A 24,464-nucleotide genomic window follows, 5' to 3' on the forward strand; every position below is an offset into this window, starting at 1 on the left:
ACATTCATTCATCGATGTGCCTGTTTCACTGACACTTACATAAGAGGTATTACAAGCATGAGAAGATCAATAATTATGCACTCATCTGGCGGAAACGAGTGTACTCCCGAATTGTGAGTGCTGTCCGAAAAGGGGCTGAAGCGATGCCTATGATGGCAAGCGGTTTGATAACATGTAAATGATTCGTGACGAGGCAGAAAGCTTTTGCCTGAAGTTCAAATAAAAGTCAATAAAGGAAATGGGATTGAATAGCCCGGTAATGAACAGCAATCAACTGACTACGCTCACAAAAAAAAGAGATTTTGATAGGGTAGCCAGTTACTTGAATGTGTACCGAAATTAAGCCAGACGAACAACGCCCCGATATAGAGAAACAAGACACTCAATATAAACAGTGTTCTTACATAGGTGCTTTTTATCAATGAGGGTGTTCTTGATAAGATAACAAGTTGCATGGGAAGAAAGTAAAGAGCCATTCGATCAATGGTTGTAGAAATAACAATGGTAAGCGGAAGCATAACTATACTTACTACGCTGAAAATAAGCCATAATTTGCCATCATCATACCGTTCAGCCCAGGCTTTTCTGAAATAGATAAAGACTGATGCTGAAATAACATTCATCATGACCCGTATAAAGGCACCTGATGATTCCATTCCTCCGGTATCGGTTATATAGAAATGCACAAGATTAGCAATGCGATCGGCAAGAAAAGCAAGAAATGCTATACCAAACAGGATGATAAATATGATTAAATCTTTCAGGTTTCGAAGTGAATTCGTATATAAAAAGCCGACAGGCAGCATTAAAAAAGCCGTTTTATGAAAGAGCGATCCCAGTAAGACCATGATATAGAACCGAATCTGCCGGCCCTTTATCAGATCGATCAACCCCCACATAATAAAACCAATCGCAGCAGCCTGACGAGTGTATCCCATTGCTACGACAATCACTAAATACGGTATGGCGACACACAATGCGAGCCACTGAATAGGCATTTCACGGCACACTCTTAACAAACCTGAAACAAAAATAGCCGCACAAATTATATTTGTAGCATAGATGCCATTGAGATAATGCAGCGAAAACCAATAAACAATTAAATATCCAAGATCAAGAGATAAATTCGAAAAGGAAATAACTTCTAAAAATTTATACTCTTTAAGCCAGGTAAAATTATCTATATAGTTGCTCCAGTCTCCTCCCACTTCATGTCGCAGTCCTAATATGAAAATCAGGAGAAAACCATATAAAAACCACTGAACATTTGGCAGAGCTCCTTTTGCTTTCCAGGGACTTAACCCTGCAAGCATCGGAACAAGAAACATAAGCCAGTATGTTGTCATTGGTTTTCCTCCAGCCATGCCTGAAACATCAATACTACCCACAGTCGATTTGTCCAATCATAACGACCGGTCAAGTGCTCTCGCCATATCTTAAGAATTGGAAACGGATTCAGGTAACCCTCTTTTTCCAGACGCTCTTTTTCAAGCAATGATTCAGCCCAGTTACGAAGAGGGCCACGCAACCACTGACCAACGGGTATTGCAAATCCGGCTTTCGGTCGTTCAATCAGCTCTCGAGGCACATAGTTATAGAGTACCTGCCGTAAAGCCCACTTGCCGACTCCGGCCCTTATCTTCATGTTCAGCGGCAACCGCCAGGCAAGCTCCGCCACACGATGATCAAGAAATGGAACTCGCGTTTCCAGACTCACGCCCATAGCTGCCCGGTCAACTTTTGTTAAAATATCATCAGGCAGATAGGTTATGCTATCCAATAGCATCATCTGATGCTCAGTATCAGACAAGCCTGCAATAAGTGAAGAATTATCCAGTTGAGAAGGCAACAGAGATGAACATTTGACTGGATTTATATCCTGAGGCCACTCAGTAACAAGACTACGATAGAGATCATCAATACTCTTCACAGTTTTCATACGGTTCGCCAATTTATATGCCTTGTCACCTAACCGTGAAGTGCCAAAAGCATCCGGCAGCTTCTGCCCCAACCAATCCCAGGTATCGACTGGAAACGCCTGAATTCCGGCACCCAATAACTGGCGTAAGGAGGGGGGGAGAAACGAAATACGATTCCATATCTGCCTGCCCCACAAGTAGCGGTTATAGCCGCCAAACAGTTCATCACCGGCATCCCCTGAAAGTGCTACCGTAACGCTGCTTCGCGCTGCCTTGCAGACAAGATAGCTGGGAATCTGGGAACTGTCGGCAAAGGGCTCATCATATAATTTTGGCAAGAGAGGAATGACTGATCGGGTATCGTCCGACGAAACACGAATTTCATGATGCTCGGTACCGAGATGCCTTGCAACTGCCGAGGCATAAGGCGACTCATCAAAGCCAGCCTCATCAAAGCCTATCGTAAAGGTCTGAACCGGACGACTTGACTGTGTTTGCATCAGGGCAACAATAGCAGAAGAATCAACACCCCCGGAAAGAAATGCGCCCAGCGGTACATCAGCAATTGTCTGCGATGCGACTGCCTCGCGTAGCGTTGATTCAAGCAGGGAAAGCGCCTCTTTCTCATCAAGTATTTTATTGGAAAGCCCGATACGAACAGCATCAGTCAGGCTCCAGTAGGTTTCGGTTTCAGCTTTCCTTGTGACGCAATCTTTTTCTGATCGTAAGGTAAGTAGGGCGCCCGGCATTAATTTGTGGATATCCTCGTAAATCGAGTATGGAGCCGGTACCGTACAAAACTGAAAATATAGCTGAAGAGCACTCCTGTTTACCGGGTTATCGAAACCGGGATATGCACGAAGAGCTTTCAGCTCTGAACCAAAAACAAAAGCTCGCCGAGCTCCTTTCCCTGTCCAGCCGTAATAGAGCGGCTTTTCCCCGAAGCGATCACGAGCTAACTTAAGGGTCCCGTCTACCTTGTCCCAGAGGGCAAAAGCAAACATGCCCACAGCACGCTGCAGTGTAGCTTTTATACCCCATGCTTCAAATCCGGCCAACAGTGTTTCTGTATCCGAATGGCCACGCCATTCCGGAGCCGATCCGATCTTTGCCAGCTCGGTGCGGAGCGTATTATGATTGTATATCTCACCATTAAAAGCTATTACAAAACGTCCGGAAGACGAGTGCATCGGCTGATGCCCGGCTGAAGAGAGATCTATTACCGAAAGACGCCTGTGTCCTAACGCAATACCAGATTGCCGGTCAGCCCAGACACCTGCATCGTCCGGACCACGATGTTGAATGGCCATCGCCATACGGGAAACAATATCTTCCATCCAATTTCCCGCACTGTCATCATAATCATTTAAAAAACCTGCAAATCCACACATCAATTATTTTTCAATATTGTTGATCGTAGCAATTTCCTTGCATAATCCTGCCAGTCGAGGTCCTGTAACTTGAATGCAAAATTCCTTCTCTACCTTCAGCCGTCCGGCATGCCCCATCCTGCGTCGCAACTCTTTATCTTCCAGCAGCAAACTGAGCGAACGCACCCACTCTTCGGCTGTGTCAGCAAGAAACCCGTTTACTCCATGCTCAACAATGTCACTATTCACTCCAACAGGGGAAGCTACAACCGGTAATCCGCATGCCATATACTGAATAAGCTTGTAACCGCACTTTCCCCGTTCAAACGGAGCATCAACAAGAGGCATGATACCGATATCTAAATCAGCTATGTTCGCAACCTCGGTCTCCTCAGTCCATGCAACGGATTTCATGGGCAGGCCTAATGATTGAGCATCAATGCCTATTGCAGAAAAACAAGCCCGTCCATCATCAGACAAACGATAAAAAATCTCTTTGTACTTCATAAGATTCAATGCAGATGCACGCTGGCCTATCCATCCGATACAGGGCATCCCGGACGAATGATCCGACCTTGCAAGCCTGCGCATGTCATAGCGGTCGAGATCAACTACTGTAGGAATTATCTCCACTCTCTCTGCACCTGCATTCCGGGCAAAATCGGCAAGATAGTTATTGCCTGCAATAACAAGCGCCGATTTACGCATCAAGGTCGGATGCTTTCCGGAAAGCAGCCATCTTACAACAGGTTGAGAATGCAGATCATAGAAGTGAAAAAAAGCATCGTCATAATCAAGAACATAGGGAACACCCTTCGACAGCAACATAAGCTCTATCCAGGCCGGCAGCCAGGGCAAAACCTCTTTCTCTATCCAGATCAGATCAAATTTCCCGCCGTGAAGTAATGTTTTCAGCCTCGTGACATATGCCATGGCAACATCTCCTATATGGCGCCGATTGTGCTGCAGACCTGAAACATACTCATCTGAAAACAGCGGCGATACCACAACTTCAATTCCTGCTGACTCCAGCCAGGGATGATACTGCATCAAACGCAACCGGCTACTTGCACCCATACGGGTATAGCGGGATAAAGCTAAAACCCTCACTCTAATCTTTTATAGATAGATGCATATCGGCGAACCCCTTCATCAAGCGAATAGTAACGCAAAGCGACACTCCGGCAGCGTGTTTTGATATCCTCTTTTTTTGTTAATTCCAGCAGGCGGGTAATGGCCTGAGACATTGACGCATCATCAAAAGAATTTAATGCCACCCCGACCTGTTCATTTTCAAGAATTGCTGCCATATCCCCCACTCCGGTGTTGCCAAGACATGGAACACCACAGCCAAGAAACTCTCCAAGTTTCGTCGGGGCAGATGCAATTTTAGAATAAACCGGTTTGATAATAAATATACCCGCATCCATCTCCTGCATTGCAAGGGCTACCCCTCCGGGATCTGCAGCTTCAATTCTTACTAAATCAGGAGCAATGCCCATTGCCTGAAGGCGCTCGTGAATAAAAGCATGACCACCACGATTTACTATGTATAGCCGTGCATCAGGCACTTGCTTGCGCAGCAACTTAAAACAACGCAAGGTTTCATCGAAAAGATACCAGACGCCAACAGAACCGACATAACCAAGAGTGAAGGGACGATCAGAAGGGTGCGATAAGGAATCCATCTGCCTGGGATGAAACAGATTAAGATCAGCACAAGTGGTGATAACTTCAAAGGGTATTATCTTCCCCTGCAGATAAGAAAATGTATTGATCTCAGTCACTGCCGCGTGAGTCAGAGATACCACCAAATCAGCATTGAGTAGAAAATGCCGCTCAAACCATTTTGCTGCACGATATAAACTGCCCCCTTTAGGCCATAACCCACCATCCACACGCTCATCTGCCCAAAATCCCCGCATATCAAAAACATATTTCACTCCTGTAAATCGCTTGAGTAACAGGGCGATGACTGATGATACATAGCTGCGAGCATGCACTATACGTAATCTATAACGCAAAACAAGAAATAAACCCGTGGCAAAACCGCAAACTATATCCCATAGTGTAGCTAACGAAGAAGGCTTTTTATGGTAGCGCAACGGATACCACAAAATTCCTGATGCTGCAACGGAAGCAGTTATTCGATTGCGTTCTGATGCATTATCCCAATCTTCAGGCTTTTCAAAACTTATAAGATAGATTCGGCGGTGTTTCGAAAGAAAATTAAGGTAAGCTAATACCTGTGACTGACCCAAGGGCTCCAGTATACCATCGTATGAAATATATAAAACACTCATGATGTACTTATGTTCCCCTTTCTGGAACGTGAATATTCAGGAAACATAAGAGCGAGATATTGATCCGATATCTTCTGAACAGAAAAATCAAGGGCACGTTGTTTTAGTGCATCACGATCATGCATTTCCTGTAAACTTGAAGCCATGGCTTCTGAAAGTGCCTGTGCATCACCAACCGAAACCAATCGGCCATAATAACCGCCTTTCAGAATCTCTCTCGGTCCGGAAAAACAATCTGTACTCACAACCGGAGTACCAGCGGATAGCGCCTCAACAATGACATTACCAAACCCTTCAGCTGTTGAAGTCAGAACATGCAGATCTGCAAGCTGGTAATAAGGTCTGGTATCTTTTGTGAAGCCCGGCATAAAAACAGAGTTGTTTATACCTAATCGAATTGCCTGATCCTGCAATAATGTACGGCAATCACCCTCCCCCAAAATGAGAAGACGAGCGTCAACTTGTAAAGATAGCCGAGCAAAGGCATTCAATAGTGTTGTATAATCTTTGACCTCTTTTAGTGCCCCAACAGCAAGTATTCTCCGATGTGATCCCACACACCAGCCACTGGGCTCTGATGGTATCTTCTGTAACGGGTCTATAGTTTTTATAACGGGATTGTAAATGACGGTTATAGATGTTCTTTCAAGGTGAGCAAATCTGGATAAGTCATCTGCAGAACCTTGAGAAACGGTGACAACATCGTCTGCAAAAGGAAATGCTAAACGCATGGTATTGGCGACTTTCCATCTACCAAACGGGGTACTTGTAATTTGAGATAAGGACCATGTCGTATGCTCTGAGACAATTATACGTGTTTTTGATCCAGTCAATATCCGTGCAAGAATAGCTATAATAGTGAGAGGCCACATAAAAGCCAATAGTACAGTTGGCTGAGCATGTCGAAGATATCGAATCAATGGAAATAAAGAGAAACGAATCTTGTTAACCTCTAAATCAATTACAGTAATTCCTTGCTGCAAATCACTCAGAAATTCTCCGCGAGCCACCAATAAAACCACGTGAACTTCATAACCTCCATCATAGAAACTATTTGCAAGGTTTACAGCCACTAATTCCGCGCCGCCGCCTCGAAGATCAGGAACAAGTATAGATATTTTTTTCAATCCCGTATAAAGATTAAATTTTTTCTATTAAAGACAAGACTTTATTTTCCTGATTACGTACAGTCAGAGCATTAAAAAGCCCCGCCATCGTCCCGGCAAAACGCATAAATAGAATCAAATCAATCCGGATTATTGCTTTAATTGCGCATACCATTGATTCGAATAATACAGCCATATAATAACTGTATACAGACAACTCATGATTTTGAATAACAAAGTACAATCGCCACAATGCTATTGATTTTCCTATAAAATAAGATCCCTTGTAATTTCTGCCTTTTTGAGGTATATCTTCAATATTTATTTTAGAAGCAGCACAAATATATAGTTTATTTTTTTTCCCTATTGGATAACTAAAAATAACATCTTCATAAACAGCCCAACTCGACTTTATTTCCTGGCGCGTTGTTTCAGTAAGAATATCCTGACGCCAGACTGTACCTCCGCCATTAAGCCACTCTGTATTGATATCATTATCCACATTAGTCAAAGATGTTGCAACTCCGGAGCTCATTATTTTTCCGGGTTCTTCATTTCGAGCTCCGTACAGCATTCTGCTTATTATGGAAGATTTATGTTTTGGACGATTTATAACATTAAACCCAACTCCTGCAGTAACACCAGGAGTTAAATTCCAGAATAATATCATATTATGTAATGCGTCTCTCTCATAGACCACATCGTCATCCATTGTAGCAACAAGCTTTGTACGGTTGTCGAGTAACGAAATGCCGAAATTCCTCTGTCTAATCTGTCCAATGCCGCTCCTGTAATACTCTACAGGCAATTCATTGACAAAGCTCAGCACCATATCTTTAATATCTTGTCCTGATGCCACCACAATAACTCTACCCGGACGACAAGATTGATCAACCAGACTTTGAAGATGTCTTTTAACCTGCACAGGCCGGTCTTTGGTAGGAATAATTACTGCTAAATCTTTCGAATTGTACATATCTTACAAATATATCAATAATGAATATTCAACTATCAAGCAACAAAGTGCTTATTTCTCAATAGATTTATCAAGCATTTCCACATCGAATGGAACAAATATATTCTTACAATAATTTGCCGCATCTAACATATCTGATTTCAACTTACTCATTTCAACCGGAGTATTTATAACCGCCATAAACTCATTTACCGCTGTAACATTGTTACGTATGTAATTCATGCCAAATAATGGGTCAATAGACATTTCGTCAGGCAACTGAAGATAAATAGGCCTCAATCCTGACGCAACGGCCTGAACAATGGCAGTAGTTCCCCGATAGAGTGCCCATATAGATCGTGCGAAATCATTTTCGAGCGACATCGTAGACAACAAAATATTCTCAGGGAGGGTTTGTAACTTGGGATTAGATTTAATTAACGACTCAAAAGACACAATTGGATGTAATCGCCATATAAACAGAATATTCGGAAACGCTTTCGCGCAGGAGAGGGAGAATTCAAATAAAAGATTACATTCACTGGCTATGCCTTCAGGAATAACCAAACAGGTTGTATAATAGGGGGATTCAGAAGTGTCAACCAATAGATCATTTCGATTTTCATCAATACTGTTCTTGATACTACGATTTGATCCTAATACCGATACAGGTATCCCATTCAATCCGCATGCTGCTTCAAGCTCAGCTTTTCCGATATATCCAGCCGTGAGAATAAGATCAGGATTATATTCCGGGGCAAGATTACGCCGGATTGCATGCTGAAGACGGAATAGAGCGGCATGTTGGTACCCGATACACTTTATGCCCGGAACTGCTTGACGCGCTACCGCAAAAACCAGGCGTTCCCATGCATGACCTTCATAGGTGATAATGATCGCTTTCGGTCTTAGCTTAGCAACAAGATTCCCTATCTGTGCGGCTATTCGCATATTTCGGTGTGGTCCTTCAGTCAAGGCCTCTATGGACGCCTTTGCAAGAATACGCCGTTCAAAAGGAGTATCAGTATGCTTGCCTCGCTTGTCAAGCACTTTAGCCTGATTTTTCAAGCGGCTGTGCAAAACGATTTCATCCAGAAAACGAAGTGATCCTGAAAGAATCACCCGCGGATACGAACAAACTGATGAAATGTCGCTATAATCCGAACAAGACTTTTTTGTGTGGTTGATCAGTGCAACAACTACTGATCTCTTGCATTGAAGCATTTCGCTTGGCACACTTCCGAAATAGAAATCGTCAGGTTGACTTGCAAGAGCTGGATTGATAAGATGAGAGACAAATAAAACATCAATCCTGGATGGAATTTCCTGAGATATGTACGAAATCTTTTTGTCGTCGCGAATTACTCTTATAAGATTGCGAAACCAAAGATATTCGTATTTGGTTTTTCGGATCCATTTAATTGCCTTATTTTTTATCTCGATATCATTTTTGAATACTTCATGATATCGAGATAAAAAAACGGGATGTTCTCGAATTATATGTAACCACCCGATTGCAACACGCTCAATCGTAGAATCCTTCGCGAGAAGGATTCGATCACAAATATCGGATAACCTTAAATATTGTTTTTCATTCAAATTGAATAACAACTAAGCAGTTATTTAAAAAACAAGATAAAAGGTAGTATTATTTGATTACATGACGCTGTCAAATAGAATAACCTGCCGACATCGCATCATTGTAAAACATTTTAACTGTATCAAGTGAATAATCGTCGAGGTTCTTGCCTACCAGTTCGAGCTTTTTCAGAACATCATTGGTAACGGTAATAATATGACAACCAATAGAATCAGCTTGAAAAATATTCAGGAGCTCCCGGGGACTTGCCCAAATAAGCTCAGCTTTAGGAAGATTCTTCATTAGGTTTAAAGATTCTGTCATATGCGGAATTGGATCAACTCCCGTATCAGCTATTCGACCAGCAAAAACAGATATATAGCTGGGCACTGCCGGGTCAAGATTTGCTGCTACATCACGAACCTGATCAAGGGACATAATGGCTGTCACATTAAGCTTTATCCCTTTTTTGGACAATCTGTTAACCAGCGAGTAGGCCGGTTCCCTCTTCGTGTTGGTAACAGGAATTTTAACATATACATTGTCAGCCCAGCTTGCGATCTGAACTGCCTGTTTTTCCATTTCGTTAAAATCATCTGAAAATACTTCAAATGATATCGGCTTATCGGTAATTACTTTTAATATATCCTGCGCAAAAGCTTTATAATCAGTGATACCTGCTTTCCGCATTAAAGTAGGATTTGTTGTCAAACCCTGAATGTATGGTTTAGCAGCCATTTCGACCATTCCCGCTTTATCTGCTCCATCAGCAAATATTTTTACCTTAAACTTAGCGATATCATTCATAGCGATGATTCTTTGTTATTATAAAATTACGTTATTCGTTATGTACTGAATATTTCAAGGCTTGTTTGATTCCCATTTATTTGACATTACCTGTAGACGAGGGTCGGAAACCAGAAGATGCCAAATCAAAGCCTGAAAAGATTCCGTATGCGGCGTTACCATATCTGCATTAACTGTAGGAATGATAACACATGCATCAGCAACAGATGCTGCATATCCTCCATTTCGGCCAAGAACACCTATGACTGATGCACCAACCTCTTTCGCGTATTGAACCGCACGAACAATATTCGGGCTTATGTTTCGTTCCAAATCACCACCACCAACAGAAAAGACAAAAAGCATATCTTTATCACTTAAACGGCTTACCTTCATCCATGCTGAATAGGTAGTATCCCATCCTTCATCATTGGTGCGTGCAGTCAACTCGCTGATATTATCACTCGGGGAGTATGATTCGATACCTGCAAGTTTTCTGAAGTCGTTGACAGCATGGCCGGCATGACCGGCACCACCGCCCACTCCAACAAGAAAGAGACGTCCGCCCCTCTCACGCAATTTGACAAGCTGAAGTGTCATTGCCTCAATTGCAGCATGATCCAGTTGATCGATAATTCTTTTTGCCTCATTAAGGTACTGGCACGCAAATAATTCTGTTGTGTTTGTACTCATACGTCAGAACATTCTTAGAGTTAATAGAGTATTTGAAATAATTATAATGTCTATATAAACTTATGAAGGGGATTAAATAACCCTTTTTTCATCTGCAATAGTCAATTTTCCCTCAAGAAAACGTATAGCATTTTCAACACACTGTAATTCCATACTTGCCCTGGTTTCAACAGTAAGTGTAGCTGAATGAGGTGTCAGGATTACCTGTTCAAAATCGCATAAAGGTCCAGTGTAAGGCTCTTCAGAGAAAACATCAAGGCCTGCTCCTGCAATGTGGCCGGATTTCAAAGCGTCAACCAGAGCCAAGTCATCAATCATTTCCCCTCTTGCAAGATTAATAACAATAGCCCCGCGCTTCATGGAAGCAAATTCAATCGGGCCTAATTTCAGCGGTTGTTCCGAATTTTTTGATGCATGCAATGAGACTATATCGGCTTCATGTAACAACTCCTTCATATCAACAAGCGTAACACCCAGAGATTGCGCTGTAGAATTGGAAACCAAAGGATCGTATACAAAAATATGTGCATTGAATGCCTGGCAAAGCTGGGCAACGCGTTTTCCAATACTACCCAACCCGACTATACCAACTGACCGTCCTTCCAATAAATGTCCGGTAATCCGTTCCCACTTCCGGGCTCTCATCAAATTGGTTTGCCGGAGAAGATCCCGACTCAGGGCAAGTATCATGGATAAAGCCAGCTCAGCCACTGCCTCAGTTGGAATACCAGGTGTATTGGTAACCGCAATTCCATGCCTGCGAGCTTCAGGCAAGTCTATTGCATCCACTCCCACACCACAACGGGATATACATCTCAAAGATGGCAGTTGTCCAAGGGTCAACGAATCGTAGGGTTCAACTCCTGCGATAATTACTTTTGCATCTTTTCCATCGCGAACAAGCTCTTCCCTTGTAATTCGTTTTCCTGTTTCATGAATTCGAAAGGGAAAACCAGACGACTCTAATAGTTCAAGTGGTCGTCTGTCTTCAGCAGCAAAGGTAGATAGTGCAACAAAAATAAGATCATTCATGACAACAGTTCCTCGAGATAGTTAGATATTTGATGCAAATCAGAGAATATGACTGGTTGAGGAGCATCAAAATCCAGGCCGCTGTTTCGGGCAAGAAAATGAACTCCTGAAACCTGAGCGGCACGCTGATCTCCAGCGGAATCTCCGATAAGAAGGGCCTCATGAGGATTAATATCTTCTTTCCTGAGTATTTCCCGGATTGCATCAGGCTTGGTCCATGGCGGACAACCATAGACGTCACGAAACCAGTGCAACAAGTTAAGTCTTTCCAAAATCAAACCAAGTTCTTCGGCAGGTGTTACTGATGCCAGATAGACCGGCAATTTCCGGGTTGCTTTTTTTAAAAAAGACTCGGCACCTGGAACAAGTGGAACAGCTTCCATGCAATCAAGTACATAAGAGGAGAAATCAGCTGCAATATCCACCAAAAAATCATCATTATCTGTGTCTCCAAGCAAACACTGCAAATGCTGAAACTTGGCGAAACGACTGAGAGAAACATTATTGTGATGAAAAGCCATCATCTCATCAAAATGATCCGGATAACATCCGAAAACCTTCCGAAAAGCTTCCGTTTTTATATCATTTGATTCAATTACAACTCCATCAAAATCAAGTATCAAAACCCGGCATCTACTTCTGAATAAAGGATTTGTCATTTAAAGCCGCTCGTTTGTTTTTGCAGGGTACGAGCACTATCACCAAGAAACAAAATGTCTGTTCCCAAGGCTATAAATCGGTAACCTTCTGCTACCGCCTTTTGGCAATCTTCCAAAGCAGTTCGCGGCTGTACAAAGTGAACCCCCGCAATAAGACCATGGGCTAACGTGGCATCCAGCACCTTCCGTTTAGCTGCCAACAGATCCGGATGGGTAATCTGACCGGGTATACCCATTGACATAGAGAGATCATAAGGACCTATAAATGTGCCATCAATTCCCGGAACCGAAAGAATTTCATCAATGTTAGCAACGGCATCCTTGTGCTCAATCTGAACCATCAGCAGGGTGTCATCATTTGCATGTTCGACATATTCATTGAAATGCTCTCCATATCCCTGGGCCCGGGCCAGGCCGACACCACGATACCCAAGCGGAGGATATTTCGTCATCTGTACTGCAAGTTCTGCTTCTGCTCTGGTATTAATCATCGGAACAAGCACGCCTGCTGCACCAGAATCAAGAACAGCCTTGGCCTGAATAGGATCATTCCATGCAAGTCGGACTAACGGGATGGAACCTCTCTGCTCTATAGCAATCAGAAGCCTCAAAACTTCAGAAACATCAATGCCTGTATGTTCAGTTTCAACTACTACCCAGTCATATCCCGCCATCGCAAGAATCTCTGCAATTGAAGGATGAGCCATTGACATCCAGGTTCCGATAGAAGGCTCTCCACGGCGCATTTTATCTTTAATTTTCCGAGCAAGCATCAATTATTTCTCCTTGCAACAAGTCGGGCAAAAGAAGCCAGACGTCTTGATTGTAATAGTTCGACCAATGCCATACGACCAGACTCATCTGTACGGTCGACAAGTGCCCGAATCGCTCGAGGCCATGGTCTATCAGGGTTCGCCTCTATTGCTTTACGGACAATTTCAACATCAAACATACCCGGTGTACTCAATTCCAGTATTTCCCAGTCAGGTGCACTAAAAAGCATCTGTAAACCAGCCACCGTTGGAAGGTTCAGCTTGTCAGGGGGAATAATCGTCTTCGACTCCTCCCAAAGAGTCTGAACCTCAAATCCACTTGCAACAGATGCTGTTACAAAAATCACTCCACCTGGCGCAAGCAGTTTTTCAAAAGAACTGATCAATGCGCCAATATCGGCTGCACGGTCCAAAGTATCTATGGCCACAATAACATCAGCCTTTCCTATAGTCTGCAATTCAGCTGTTTTTGAGGGCTGGACATGAATTCGGGTAGTTGATACTCCCTCCAAATCTGCAGTCATCCCGGCGGCAGTAATACTTGTCAATTTCGGGCTTGCATCCGACAGTATTTCAAGTAACCCGCGACCATTTGAAGATACATCAATCAATCTTTCTGCATAAGGGACATACTCCGCAATACCATCCAATACCCAGTCAGCACGTGGACGGATTATTTTTTCACGACGAGCTTCTTCACAGGCAGGAAGTATCTGCTCCCGCCAGAAACAAGCAGGTTTTGACTCACGGTACCAACGCCATAACTCCTCTTCACATGGGCGATACCTGGCATAGACAGAACCGCAAGAGGAACTTTCAACATATTCAATTCCGTAATGCTCAAACGCAGGAATAGCGTCATCAGGATTACCAGTCGGCCAATCGATTTTTATCCAGCCAGAACGATCCGCCCACTGCTTCTTGATCTCAACCTCAAGCATATCACGCCACTGTTTCAACGCCGCCGGTGGTTTGATATCATATTCAAAAATTTCTTGTACGGAGACAATAGTTTTCATAATCGACCTATTAACATGAAATTGATTTCATAAGTGGTTGACGATAGACTTGATCGACAATTTCCATAACTCGCAATGCATCCAGAGATGTCCCCTGCTCGACAGGTTTGTTCTGACGAATACATTCGACCAGATGAGCTACTTCAATGTCCCAGGATAAATCAGTATCATAATAAACAGTCTCCTCTCGAGGATTACCTACCGCCATTCGCTCACCGGGGGCCGGCCTTCGCCCTATGACCAATGTTTCCCTGCCGTAACTACCGGTTTTTGACAATAGACCACTTACTACGATATACCCCTTTTCACAACCTATTTCCAGTCGAAACATATGCTTCCATGAAGTCGCAGAGGAATGCAGTTGTGCCATCTGACCGATGGGAGTCCGCAATAATACAAAAGCATTATCCTCAACAGGAACATCAAAGGAAGTTATCCCCCTCATCCCGATTACCTCACTGAAATCACCAACAAAAAGACGAAAAAGATCAAGCATATGAATACCTTGATCCAAAAGAATTCCCCCCCCGCCAATCGCAGGATTGTTTCTCCACGAAGTATGGTAATCATAACCACCTCCCTTCCCGTAAACTCCTCTCAAGGTAAGAATATTTCCAAGCGCTCCTGAATCGATAATTGCTTTACCGTCAATAATCCCGGGATGATGCCGATGATTAAAACCGAATAAAAGCCTGCTTTCCGGATATTCCTGCTCTGCAGCGTGAATTCTCTGAATATCTGCAAGACAACGCCCAGGTGGTTTTTCACAGAAAACATGAGCACCTTTTTGAATTGCCCTTATGGCAACCTCCGGTATCAGATAGTTCGGTGTACAGACAAACACCAGGTCAAGACCGTCATCTACAAGATTTTCCCAGTTTTCATAAACAGGCACATTTAAGGCATTGATCTGCTCTGAACAACCGGGATCACAAATACCTCCAAGTTCAAGATCGGGATGATCCGCAATATTCCTGCGTCTAATCTGACCCATATAACCATATCCGACTATACCAGCGCGAAGTGGTTTATTCATAGTACCCCCTCCGCCATCTTCAAAGAACGCTCGAACAGGTCCCGCTGAACAGGATTATTCACCAGTAATGATTCAACTACAGTTACATCACCGGGCCGATCAACCCCTATTGTGGTATATTCTACGACAACCCCCCGGATACAAATACCATGTTCAATTAATCTTAACATATCGATTGATTCTGCATTTTCCAGAGCCGTTTCCGGCAAAGCACTAAATTGAGGAAGAAATTTTGCCCGAAATGCCATTATTCCTGTTTGACGATAAACAGGAACAACTTCCTGCTTTCTGAAATACGGAACCGGAGCACGAGTCAGATATATCACGTTTCCCCGTCTGTCACAAACGGCTTTAACAATGTCAGGATTAGCGTAATCTTCAATAGATTCAAGAGGAGATAACATATTTACTACATCCAGACCGGAATCATCAAGCAGAGGTTGAATGACTTGCGTAATAGCATCCGGAATAAGCAAAGGTTCATCCCCCTGGACCATGGCAACAATATCTCCCGGAAGCCGCTGCATTGCCTCTTCAACCCGGTCTGTACAACGTTCATGAGTATCTCTGGTCATAACAGCAATGCCGCCATAAGCTTCAACGACATCTTTTATAGATGCATCACAGGTGGCAACTGCAACCATATCAACCCCCATGGCCATAAGAGCACGCCGTCTGACATGTTCAACCATGGGAAGACCCATAATCCGCTCAAGAGGTTTGCCAGGATATCGTGATGACGCCATCCTGGCTGGAATAATAACTGTAATCATAGATTGAACGTTATTTATCGATCACTTGATTAAATTTGACAAGTTAATAATCTTGACAACTATGGCAATATCATTGTGGCAGAACACCACAATCTACGTTTATACACTGACCGGTAATAGCTCCGGCTTTAGAAGAGGACAAAAACAGACATGCGTCAGCCACTTGTGCAGCTGTCGGTAGAACTCCAAGAGCACTTTGAGTTGCAGCAAATGAGGTAAGGTAAGCTGGTATATCTTTACCACCAGTCGGTGCATAAACATCACCGAGCGCTTCCTCCAGGCCGGCTGTAGCAACATATACAGGACAGAGTGCATTAACACGTATACCGAGAGGCCCAAGCTCTTTGGCTAAAGACTGTGTAATCCCGTTCACTCCGAATTTTGCAGCACAATAGACTGCGTTATTGGCACTTCCACGTTTTCCTGCCAGACTGGAAATATTTATGATGACACTCCCTGGCGACAGATAAGGAACCGCAGCCTGGCAGGAAAATAAAACACTTTTAAGATTAGTGTCCAGCATATCCTGCCAAAAAGTTTCGTCAATTTGCACCAATGGACGCCATCCAGAAACTCCCGCATTATTGACAAGCACATCAAGCCTTCCCGTCCACTCAATGGCCTGATTTACAAGAGATATTAATGCCTGAGGATGACGCACATCAGTCGAAATAAAACGTGCACGAGAACCGAGTTTATCAGCAAGGCCATTATCTGTCCGACCCGCAATGATAACATAATTTCCTTCATCGTAAAATGCCTCAGAAATAGCTGCACCAATACCGCGAGAACCACCAGTGATGATAACCGTCCTTTTTGTCATTATTCTATAGAAAGTGTGAGTGATGATGGGATGAATAATCCTTGCATTTTTATTAAGCGCTATATCGTCATAGCTGTAAATCCCCCATCAACAGCTATTTCAGCGCCTGTCACAAAACTCGCTGCATCAGAAAATAGCCATAAAACAGCACCAACCAGCTCATCAGGACGTCCATAACGCCGCATAGGAGTATGGCCAAGAATAGCTGCTTCGCGCTCTTGTGTGATAAAATTCTTCATCGACCACTCTGTCGGAAAAAATCCAGGACGCAAGGCGTTTACCCTTACGCCATCTGTACCCCACTCTCTGGCAAGATTTTGTGTTAAATTTTTCACACCTGCTTTTGCAACAGAGTAAGTAAAAGCTTTTGATAGTGGCGGCCCAGCAGAAGCAGAACTTATATTAACTATGGAACCTTTTCTTTGCTCGACAAGATACTTGCCGAATACCTGACAGCTTAACATGGTACCTGTCAATTGCACCGACAGAATGTTGTTCCATTCCTCAACTGGTATTTCAAAAAAAGGTGTTGGTGCATTGGCTCCGGCTCCGTTCAACACGCAGTCCAGTCTGCCAAACGTATTAATTGTAACATCAAGAGCTTTTTCAAAATCACACTTTTCACGAACATCGAGCTGACATGCAATAGCGGTACCTCCTGAAGCATTAATATCTTCTGCCGTCCTCTGTGCATCTTCAAGACGAACATCACAACACACTACCTTCATTCCAGCCCTTCCTGATGCACGGGACATTTCGCCTACGAGATACCCACCTGATCCTGTGAGTAAAACAACCTTACCATCAATATCAAATAATGATGCTAGATATTTATTCATTATTTCATCTTAATATTATTATACAAAATCGTAATTGCAATCTAAATACTACCAACATTTTTTTGATTTTAGTACAAATGCTCAATAAATTAAATGAAGGCGATAGCGCAAGCCAAGCAAGCTTCTGATATCGTTAATAAGCATATTTAAACCTCTTGCCTGTATATGATGCTTCTTAATCGGCTCAATGGCTTTTTTAAATTTCTCATAATCCGCATTAAGATGATCAGGGAGAGCTACAAGTGTTTTCTGAATAAGATCAAATCTATTATATAAAAGAAGAATCGCCAAATAAGAAGATATTTTATCAGCTGATAAGTTATGACTTAAAACGTATTCTGGTGATTTCAGAAACAGTCCGTCTCCGAATACACAATGACCAAATCCATTATGCTTGTCTCGCTCCCACCTGCACAGATTAACAAAATCAATAAACTCAAAATCGTACTTTGCAAGATACGCAGAGACGTCTCCGAAGAGGGGTTGATTATGATATATAGGTAAGAATTCTATCTCGATTTCTAAACCTAATACATCTTTAAGCATTATTTCTCCGCCTCGAAGCGCATTTAATTCATTTCCCTGAATATCAAGCTTAATAAAATCTGATTTCTTTAGATCAAGTGTATCGAGGGTAGTGGATTCAAGTTCTTCAATGGAAAGCACATCCCATCGTCTTGGATCAGGAAACAATTCTGTGAATTGATTGTTCGGAGTATAAGATGATGATACTTGTGGGTTTCTGCACAAATTTAAATCAAACGAGCCTACTTTATCAGACACCGCATAGGGATATAATGTATAAGTTTTACAATAATTCTCTTTATTAAGAAGATTTACTCGAGATCTATTGTCGGGCTCAAAACCAATATAGTTTAAATGTTCTTGGATAACTTTCCATCTTGGCTCTATATCTCCCGCTGCGCCTATATCTATTAATGTCAGTCCTGACATATAAGGAAGTGAAGATATTGCGGTTTTTATATTCCTCGAATAACGTAATTTATTTGCTAATCCAAAAAGATAAAATATTTTTGCAGTGATTTTATTCATATGTCATCATATTTTTAATATTATCTCTCATTTTTTTGTAAGGAATAATCAACTTTTTTCGAATCAATCAAAGACCTCTTGATAAGGTTAAACAGGAAATTGTATCTATTGTCTGCATATTTATAACTAAAAGTAATGTATTTAAAGATGATTTCTTATCTCGTGCTATTTTTTAATACTTTGTAGCAATAGCTCTCAACCACCTTGAAGGTTTCTCTGATTCACAATGCGCCTTAAAAGGAGCAATCATAGCTCTTTCAATTGGATTATTAAGCATTTCCATACCTTCTTTTTTACGTGCAAATGGAGTAGTTACTCCATGACGAATAAGCTTATCTCGTAATTGCATCACTTTAGTATGGAGAAATTTTTGCGATTTTATACTTTCTATTTCTTCGCCATGGTAAGTAACCTGAATATTATCGAGTCCTATCTTTTTTAAGAGATAAGTAATAGATAACTTATCAAAAAATAATAAGTGGGGCTCGATATTAGATTTGTATTCCCAATCTCTACAGGGAACCTCTATAAATATAACTCCTCCAGTAGATAACTTCTTGGATGTTGATTCAAGAAATTCATAGGGATTCGCAATATGTTCAAGCACGTGTGACATCACAATCAGATCGTAATGTGTATTTGTGTTGTTGATTAAAGAATGACTTATGAGTTGTACTCCTGTTTCAGATAAAGCAGAATGACAAGATTCATCAGTTTCACAACCGAAATATGTAGTTTTTGGATACATAGAAAGCCATTCGTGTGCGAAATATCCAAATGCTGGTCCATATTCCATAACAGTTAAATCCGAGATAGCTTTATCTTTAAGATATTTATTAATGTAATCAATACGTAAACGTGCAATACCAATAAAAAATGCATTTATAAAAGGATCTACAGGTCTCCCACCATGAGCATTCAGAAAATAAGTAATATTGTATTCTTCCAGATTTGAAACAGATGGCATAGGGGCTACATGAACTAAATTACAAACTTTACAACGCACTAACTTAAGATTTATAAATAATTTATTCTTACCACGATAGTCAATCAGGTAGTCATGATCATTACTTTCACAAACAGGACATAAACTATTTATAACTTGTCTCATTACTCTAATCTATATTTTATAATTTTTGCCGGAACACCTGCAACAATAACCATTGAAGGTACATCGCGTGTCACTACTGCTCCTGCAGCGATAATTGAACCGGTTTTAATACGTATACCACCAAGTATCACGGCGTTTGCACCAATCCAGACGTTGTCTTCTATTACAATATCACCTGAAGAATGCCCCTGCAATCTTATTAAAATGCCTGGATTACTAAATTTATGATTTGCTGTTCGCATAACCACATTCGGGCCTATCAAACAATTACTACCAATATTTATGACCCCTGATACTGATGCATTGATATGTTGATTCTGATTAAAATATGTATTACTTCCAACGATTATTTCTCCACCATCTGCAGCAAACAATGAATGGGCCCCTATAGAAACTGTTCCTCTAAAATATATATTATTTGGTGATATAAATTGAGATCCAAAACCGATTTGTATATCACCGCATGATTTAAAACGTTTTTTATACCATATACTCCTAAAATATATGCCTATATTTCCCGGCATATAAGCAAGAGCAGTTTCAAGCCAAGAAGCAATTTCATTTTTTATGGCCATTAAAAGTATTTTTCTTCTTTCTGTGATAAATAGAATGGATTATTTTAAAATAGATTCATTAATACACGCGACCAGTCTGTCAGCAGCTTTTCCATCATAAAAAGAAATGAACTGACTGATAATTGATGACCAATCACCTAATGCTCGATGCTTATCGTCAGAATTACGGTACTCATAAATCGCAGTCATTAACTCATCAAGTTTATTATATTCAATATCATTTGCCTTTGTCCAATAATCCCAAAAACAATTTATACTGCTGGAATCAAGTAACACTGTTCTAACGCCAAAGCAGGCTGCCTCTATTGCTGCCGTTGCGCCTACCTTATGACCTATACATAGATCGGATATTAATGCCGCCTCTGCTGGATAAATATCATTTCTATGGAATCCCTCCATCAGCTCCATGAATCTACCGGTATTTTTTGCATCTTTAATAAGTAAATCATCTGGATACAGTTGACTCGGCGAATTCTTCATAAACTGTGATTTAATTACTACACCGAACGTTTTATCCTCTAATACTGTTTTTGCAAGAAGATGAAGCTCTGTTAAATGATCACTTTTGCTGATCATTCCCCCTCTATCATGAGAAACGCTTTCGTCAAAGTAGGTGACAATAAATTTTGCACCTTCTGCTTTTAATTTAGCCCTATTATTTTTGGAACGCACAGCAACTTTTTCCCCAATAAAATCATATAAATATCCAGTGCTCAATAATTCACCGGGTCTTATCCCATCATATACATAAAGATATTTATACATATCAGAAAATAACAACATCTTATCTGCAGTAGACATCATAAGTGGAGATATTCCTCCAAGATTAGAATATTGACAAGCAATTGTAGTAATGCCAATATCGCGGGACACAAGCTGTATCGCATCCGCGGATGAGTAATAAGCCTCTTTTATTAGAAATATTTTTGTATTTGTATACAGAGCAAGTGCTCCAAGGCGCAGTGACTCTGAGAGGAGATTAGTAATTATTATAGCAAAATAGCTTAGAGAAAGGTCATTTAGTGACAATACAATCGATCGATATGCATATTTTATATATTTTTTAATCGGTGCAAGCCGTGGATCCTTTCGTGTCTTTTGTAGAGCTGTTCCAATTATGGAATAAGTAAATAACCTAACCCCTATGGATGAAAGGTCTTTTTCGACAGGGACTTCATCATATATAGAACCTGTAGATTTTATTATATAATAGTTGAATATATTTTTTTGATTATTTCCTGAATACCAATACAATTGACTTCTTAGAGTGGAGTCTATTCTGATAGAATCCTCCTGTAAAGATAATACTGCGGGATCTTCGTAACTATATTCGCTTATTTTAGGCGATTTTTTGAATCCATAATTCCACTTAATCATCGAAGCAAATGAACGAATTACCAGCGCTATAACTGATAGCGTGTTTTTTATATATTTAAATATTAATAAACCGGAATATAAGTTTATTTGAGTTGACGGGAATGCGTATCGAAGATGGTTTTCATTAAATAATAATGGTTTTTTTAACCATACTTCCATCACTTCGTTTTGCGCTAAAGCACCGCTGACTAATACACGAGTTGTCCAGTATTCAATATATGTAAATAATCTTTTAGCAATAACAAGACGAACGGTATTATTTCCAAGGTCCCGATTAAATCGCAATATTTGTTTATTTTGGACGATTTCCTTTGATGCATTAAGAGCTATTAATCCTGCATTACGACGGGATGCAGTCCATACATGCTCACCGTCACCGGTCCTCAAATGTCCGACAAAATAATTTGCAATTGAAACATTAATACCAAAACGCTCAAGTATTGCCTTGCATATCTTATCTTTTAATTTTATTTCATTTAGAATTACAACTTTTAAAGGCTTATTTTTTAGAAGGAACTTTAAACAAACAACAATAGATAAATTATCTACATAAATCATATAATAACTATCTGTATTTATTCACCATAAGTACCAATTAAGGAATGCACGGACAGTGTCATAAGATCAGATTGATCTTTTCCTATTAACTCTTCCCCGTTCAGATAGCGATTGATTAACGAGTTAATATAATCACAATCAAACATTTTCGCATCTAATTGATTAATAAATCTTTTACTTTTCAAGCTGGTTTTAAAAATATCAACAAATGAAGAAGCATAAAGTATTTCTCCTGCATGAGTGAATGCCGGATTAACATCATAAAGGTATGAATGAGGGCCTACCTGCAAATGGTATGGATAATCAATTCTGTTTTTTAGCATCCATTTTAATGGATACTTTGTAGATTTAAGATCAAGTCCTCTTCCCCAGCTTTCCGGCATTGCAGAAAGAAATTCTATAACGCTACTATCATGAAAAGGGATTGCACATTTCAAGCCATGCGCTTCAGCCGTATGCTCCAATGTTGAAACTGTGGACCCTTGCCAATGAAATGAGTTATATAAATGAAGATATGCAGCATAAAGATTATCAGAATCAACTTGTGATGCTATTTCATTCAAGTATACAGCTTGTGATGTAGAATCATATTGACTACGTCCAGCCGGTGTCAATATTTTAGTATTTTCAAGCGAATAAAGAGGAATACGGCCATTTCTTAAAAAGAAACTGGTAAGTAGCTGCTTCCTTATATTTAGCTTACCTTGAGCTACTGATTCAAAAATAGCTCCATTGTTACGCTCTTTGAAAAGGCTCCATACAGGATCGGCTTCATGTTTACCATTTTCAATTTGCTCCATAAAGGTTGGGCCAAAAAGATATGATGCCATTTTATCGCTATACTCTCTAAAATCAAAAGAAGCAGGATGAAATATTGACACAAATTGACTAAAGCCAAGATTATGTGCACCATCACTTATTTCTCCAGCAAAGACAACTTCATCACCATCAGATGTTTTCGCAGTTCCTTCTGCCAATAACCAGTGATTGAAGCCAGTAAGATTTGAAAACTGTTGCGACTTGAACAGTCCATGCAATTTTTCTAATATATTTGCAGCATTATTTCTATAATCAAGCTCAATTACATCAAGGCGAACTCCATAATAATCAGCAATAGCATGAGCTCGATCAAGTTCATATTGATTAATCACCCCACTCCTATCAGAATAACGCATTCTGCCGATAACAGCTCTGACTTTTTTATTACCAAAAAGATGTACTAATGTTGCCAGAATTGAAGTCGAATCCCATCCGGATGATAAATACACTACATTACCATTATTTGATGCTCTCGCCCGTATTGCCTCAATAAACCTATTGGAATATCGATTTAAATCCTGCTCAGTATAGTTAGGAACAGTACTGGATAATTTGGTTTTTCGAGTATGCAGAATTATTTCTGTTTGTGTAATCTGAATAGATTGATTGACACCTAAACGTGAAACTGATTGATATAGGGTATGTTGTTTAGCAGGACGTGAACCATAAACAGTCAAAGAATGAGCTAAACCTACAAAATCAAGCATTGGCTTTTTGGGGTCCGATGCAAGAGGAAGTAAATCGATACCGGTAGATAAAACGACTGAATCTATGAGTTCCTGAATATATATATCTACCCTTCCAAATTGATCGGCCCATACTTGACATGAGCCATTTTCAAATATTTTTATAATAACAAATCGTCCTTCTATTTCTGAAACCCTCTGAAAATCCTCTAAAATATCTGTCTCTATTCTATAAGAAGATGATGGCGATATCGTCCCATCAGCTCTTCTTATTCCAACAATATGACCAAATATAATATATTCATCATTTGTCGCTTTGTTAATCCATTTATGCAGCATACCCGTTCCCGCAATAAGCAATCCCCCTTTTTCATATATTTCAGGCAGATTACCTATATTAGCATTTTGGGTATTTTTTTCTTTTTTCCGAATAATTCTTATTTTCATTATGAGATTATTTTAATTTATTTAAATAGAAATAAATTCAATGGGCAAGTATTTTTAAGTAAATCTGCATTCTTCAGTATATTACAATCAGAAATTTATCATAAAATTTATGATTATAATCATATTTAAACAGTTAGCCTTTTTAAAGAATAAAGATTATAACACACCTGACC

The 24,464-nt window shown here is 40.6% G+C and carries 22 protein-coding genes; all 22 read right to left on the reverse strand.

All coding sequences use genetic code 11. The features are described 5' to 3' along the window. Positions 1 to 284 precede the first annotated feature (284 nt). Entirely contained in the window at positions 285 to 1,364 is a 1,080-nt protein-coding gene (locus G9409_RS01220) for an EpsG family protein (protein WP_166807065.1), read from the reverse strand. Then, positions 1,343 to 3,310 (reverse strand): asparagine synthase (glutamine-hydrolyzing), encoded by a 1,968-nt coding sequence (asnB, locus tag G9409_RS01225; RefSeq protein ID WP_166807066.1) that lies wholly within the window; start codon positions 3,308 to 3,310, stop codon positions 1,343 to 1,345. The genes G9409_RS01220 and asnB overlap by 22 nt, the downstream gene beginning before the upstream one ends. A 3-nt stretch (positions 3,311 to 3,313) precedes the next feature. Next, the gene (locus G9409_RS01230; RefSeq protein WP_208019636.1) at positions 3,314 to 4,366 is read right to left on the reverse strand and encodes a glycosyltransferase family 4 protein; all 1,053 of its coding nucleotides are present in this window, start codon (positions 4,364 to 4,366) and stop codon (positions 3,314 to 3,316) included. A gap of 29 nt (positions 4,367 to 4,395) precedes the next feature. Continuing rightward, positions 4,396 to 5,592, reverse strand: a complete 1,197-nt coding sequence (locus G9409_RS01235) for a glycosyltransferase family 4 protein (protein WP_166807068.1) — start codon at positions 5,590 to 5,592, stop codon at positions 4,396 to 4,398. Continuing rightward, on the reverse strand, positions 5,589 to 6,719 hold the full coding sequence (locus G9409_RS01240; RefSeq protein WP_166807069.1) for a glycosyltransferase: 1,131 nt from the start codon (positions 6,717 to 6,719) through the stop codon (positions 5,589 to 5,591). The genes G9409_RS01235 and G9409_RS01240 overlap by 4 nt, the downstream gene beginning before the upstream one ends. 13 nt (positions 6,720 to 6,732) lie before the next feature. Next, positions 6,733 to 7,674 (reverse strand): glycosyltransferase family 2 protein, encoded by a 942-nt coding sequence (locus G9409_RS01245; protein WP_166807070.1) that lies wholly within the window; start codon positions 7,672 to 7,674, stop codon positions 6,733 to 6,735. Positions 7,675 to 7,725: 51 nt separating this feature from the next. Continuing rightward, entirely contained in the window at positions 7,726 to 9,252 is a 1,527-nt protein-coding gene (locus G9409_RS01250) for a hypothetical protein (protein ID WP_166807071.1), read from the reverse strand. Positions 9,253 to 9,322: 70 nt separating this feature from the next. Next, positions 9,323 to 10,039 (reverse strand): transaldolase, encoded by a 717-nt coding sequence (locus G9409_RS01255; protein ID WP_166807072.1) that lies wholly within the window; start codon positions 10,037 to 10,039, stop codon positions 9,323 to 9,325. A 54-nt stretch (positions 10,040 to 10,093) separates the two neighbouring features. Beyond that, a complete protein-coding gene (locus tag G9409_RS01260; RefSeq protein WP_166807073.1) occupies positions 10,094 to 10,711 on the reverse strand; it encodes an SIS domain-containing protein in 618 nt (205 codons plus the stop codon). Positions 10,712 to 10,783: 72 nt separating this feature from the next. Then, the gene (locus G9409_RS01265) at positions 10,784 to 11,743 is read right to left on the reverse strand and encodes a phosphoglycerate dehydrogenase (RefSeq protein WP_166807074.1); all 960 of its coding nucleotides are present in this window, start codon (positions 11,741 to 11,743) and stop codon (positions 10,784 to 10,786) included. Then, the gene (locus G9409_RS01270; RefSeq protein ID WP_166807075.1) at positions 11,740 to 12,402 is read right to left on the reverse strand and encodes an HAD family hydrolase; all 663 of its coding nucleotides are present in this window, start codon (positions 12,400 to 12,402) and stop codon (positions 11,740 to 11,742) included. Before G9409_RS01270 ends, G9409_RS01265 begins: the two co-directional genes overlap by 4 nt. Then, positions 12,399 to 13,175: an HpcH/HpaI aldolase family protein gene (locus tag G9409_RS01275; RefSeq protein ID WP_166807076.1), complete on the reverse strand. Its 777-nt coding sequence runs from the start codon at positions 13,173 to 13,175 to the stop codon at positions 12,399 to 12,401. Before G9409_RS01275 ends, G9409_RS01270 begins: the two co-directional genes overlap by 4 nt. After that, positions 13,175 to 14,194: a class I SAM-dependent methyltransferase gene (locus tag G9409_RS01280; protein ID WP_166807077.1), complete on the reverse strand. Its 1,020-nt coding sequence runs from the start codon at positions 14,192 to 14,194 to the stop codon at positions 13,175 to 13,177. Before G9409_RS01280 ends, G9409_RS01275 begins: the two co-directional genes overlap by 1 nt. Before the next feature lie 10 nt (positions 14,195 to 14,204). Beyond that, positions 14,205 to 15,230 (reverse strand): Gfo/Idh/MocA family protein, encoded by a 1,026-nt coding sequence (locus G9409_RS01285; protein ID WP_166807078.1) that lies wholly within the window; start codon positions 15,228 to 15,230, stop codon positions 14,205 to 14,207. Further along, positions 15,227 to 16,003: a 3-deoxy-manno-octulosonate cytidylyltransferase gene (locus tag G9409_RS01290; protein WP_166807079.1), complete on the reverse strand. Its 777-nt coding sequence runs from the start codon at positions 16,001 to 16,003 to the stop codon at positions 15,227 to 15,229. Before G9409_RS01290 ends, G9409_RS01285 begins: the two co-directional genes overlap by 4 nt. Before the next feature lie 70 nt (positions 16,004 to 16,073). Beyond that, positions 16,074 to 16,826 (reverse strand): SDR family NAD(P)-dependent oxidoreductase, encoded by a 753-nt coding sequence (locus G9409_RS01295; RefSeq protein WP_166807080.1) that lies wholly within the window; start codon positions 16,824 to 16,826, stop codon positions 16,074 to 16,076. A 59-nt stretch (positions 16,827 to 16,885) separates the two neighbouring features. Then, on the reverse strand, positions 16,886 to 17,665 hold the full coding sequence (locus G9409_RS01300; protein ID WP_166807081.1) for an SDR family oxidoreductase: 780 nt from the start codon (positions 17,663 to 17,665) through the stop codon (positions 16,886 to 16,888). Between the two features lie 81 nt (positions 17,666 to 17,746). Beyond that, the gene (locus tag G9409_RS01305; protein WP_166807082.1) at positions 17,747 to 18,718 is read right to left on the reverse strand and encodes an FkbM family methyltransferase; all 972 of its coding nucleotides are present in this window, start codon (positions 18,716 to 18,718) and stop codon (positions 17,747 to 17,749) included. A 172-nt stretch (positions 18,719 to 18,890) separates the two neighbouring features. Continuing rightward, a complete protein-coding gene (locus G9409_RS01310) occupies positions 18,891 to 19,829 on the reverse strand; it encodes a class I SAM-dependent methyltransferase (RefSeq protein ID WP_166807083.1) in 939 nt (312 codons plus the stop codon). Next, positions 19,829 to 20,404: an acyltransferase gene (locus tag G9409_RS01315; RefSeq protein ID WP_208019637.1), complete on the reverse strand. Its 576-nt coding sequence runs from the start codon at positions 20,402 to 20,404 to the stop codon at positions 19,829 to 19,831. Before G9409_RS01315 ends, G9409_RS01310 begins: the two co-directional genes overlap by 1 nt. Before the next feature lie 39 nt (positions 20,405 to 20,443). Further along, positions 20,444 to 22,339 carry a hypothetical protein gene (locus tag G9409_RS01320; RefSeq protein WP_166807084.1) on the reverse strand — a complete coding sequence of 632 codons (1,896 nt, stop codon included), beginning with the start codon at positions 22,337 to 22,339 and terminating at the stop codon, positions 20,444 to 20,446. Positions 22,340 to 22,356: 17 nt separating this feature from the next. After that, positions 22,357 to 24,291, reverse strand: a complete 1,935-nt coding sequence (locus G9409_RS01325; protein ID WP_166807085.1) for an asparagine synthase-related protein — start codon at positions 24,289 to 24,291, stop codon at positions 22,357 to 22,359. Positions 24,292 to 24,464 lie beyond the last annotated feature (173 nt).

It is taken from the genome of Candidatus Chlorobium masyuteum (assembly GCF_011601315.1).
Taxonomy (GTDB): Bacteria; Bacteroidota; Chlorobiia; order Chlorobiales; family Chlorobiaceae; genus Chlorobium; species Chlorobium masyuteum.

Coding starts and splice junctions, on each gene's coding strand:
- G9409_RS01290 (WP_166807079.1), bottom strand. CDS start 16,003: ATGATTACAGTTATTATTCCAGCCAGGATGGCGTCATCACGATATCCT.
- G9409_RS01325 (WP_166807085.1), bottom strand. CDS start 24,291: ATGAAAATAAGAATTATTCGGAAAAAAGAAAAAAATACCCAAAATGCT.
- G9409_RS01280 (WP_166807077.1), bottom strand. CDS start 14,194: ATGAAAACTATTGTCTCCGTACAAGAAATTTTTGAATATGATATCAAA.
- G9409_RS01300 (WP_166807081.1), bottom strand. CDS start 17,665: ATGAATAAATATCTAGCATCATTATTTGATATTGATGGTAAGGTTGTT.
- G9409_RS01265 (WP_166807074.1), bottom strand. CDS start 11,743: ATGAATGATCTTATTTTTGTTGCACTATCTACCTTTGCTGCTGAAGAC.
- G9409_RS01220 (WP_166807065.1), bottom strand. CDS start 1,364: ATGGCTGGAGGAAAACCAATGACAACATACTGGCTTATGTTTCTTGTT.
- G9409_RS01285 (WP_166807078.1), bottom strand. CDS start 15,230: ATGAATAAACCACTTCGCGCTGGTATAGTCGGATATGGTTATATGGGT.
- G9409_RS01275 (WP_166807076.1), bottom strand. CDS start 13,175: ATGCTTGCTCGGAAAATTAAAGATAAAATGCGCCGTGGAGAGCCTTCT.
- G9409_RS01230 (WP_208019636.1), bottom strand. CDS start 4,366: ATGGGTGCAAGTAGCCGGTTGCGTTTGATGCAGTATCATCCCTGGCTG.
- G9409_RS01310 (WP_166807083.1), bottom strand. CDS start 19,829: ATGAGACAAGTTATAAATAGTTTATGTCCTGTTTGTGAAAGTAATGAT.
- G9409_RS01295 (WP_166807080.1), bottom strand. CDS start 16,826: ATGACAAAAAGGACGGTTATCATCACTGGTGGTTCTCGCGGTATTGGT.
- G9409_RS01315 (WP_208019637.1), bottom strand. CDS start 20,404: ATGGCCATAAAAAATGAAATTGCTTCTTGGCTTGAAACTGCTCTTGCT.
- asnB (WP_166807066.1), bottom strand. CDS start 3,310: ATGTGTGGATTTGCAGGTTTTTTAAATGATTATGATGACAGTGCGGGA.
- G9409_RS01320 (WP_166807084.1), bottom strand. CDS start 22,339: ATGATTTATGTAGATAATTTATCTATTGTTGTTTGTTTAAAGTTCCTT.
- G9409_RS01245 (WP_166807070.1), bottom strand. CDS start 7,674: ATGTACAATTCGAAAGATTTAGCAGTAATTATTCCTACCAAAGACCGG.
- G9409_RS01305 (WP_166807082.1), bottom strand. CDS start 18,718: ATGAATAAAATCACTGCAAAAATATTTTATCTTTTTGGATTAGCAAAT.
- G9409_RS01260 (WP_166807073.1), bottom strand. CDS start 10,711: ATGAGTACAAACACAACAGAATTATTTGCGTGCCAGTACCTTAATGAG.
- G9409_RS01235 (WP_166807068.1), bottom strand. CDS start 5,592: ATGAGTGTTTTATATATTTCATACGATGGTATACTGGAGCCCTTGGGT.
- G9409_RS01270 (WP_166807075.1), bottom strand. CDS start 12,402: ATGACAAATCCTTTATTCAGAAGTAGATGCCGGGTTTTGATACTTGAT.
- G9409_RS01255 (WP_166807072.1), bottom strand. CDS start 10,039: ATGAATGATATCGCTAAGTTTAAGGTAAAAATATTTGCTGATGGAGCA.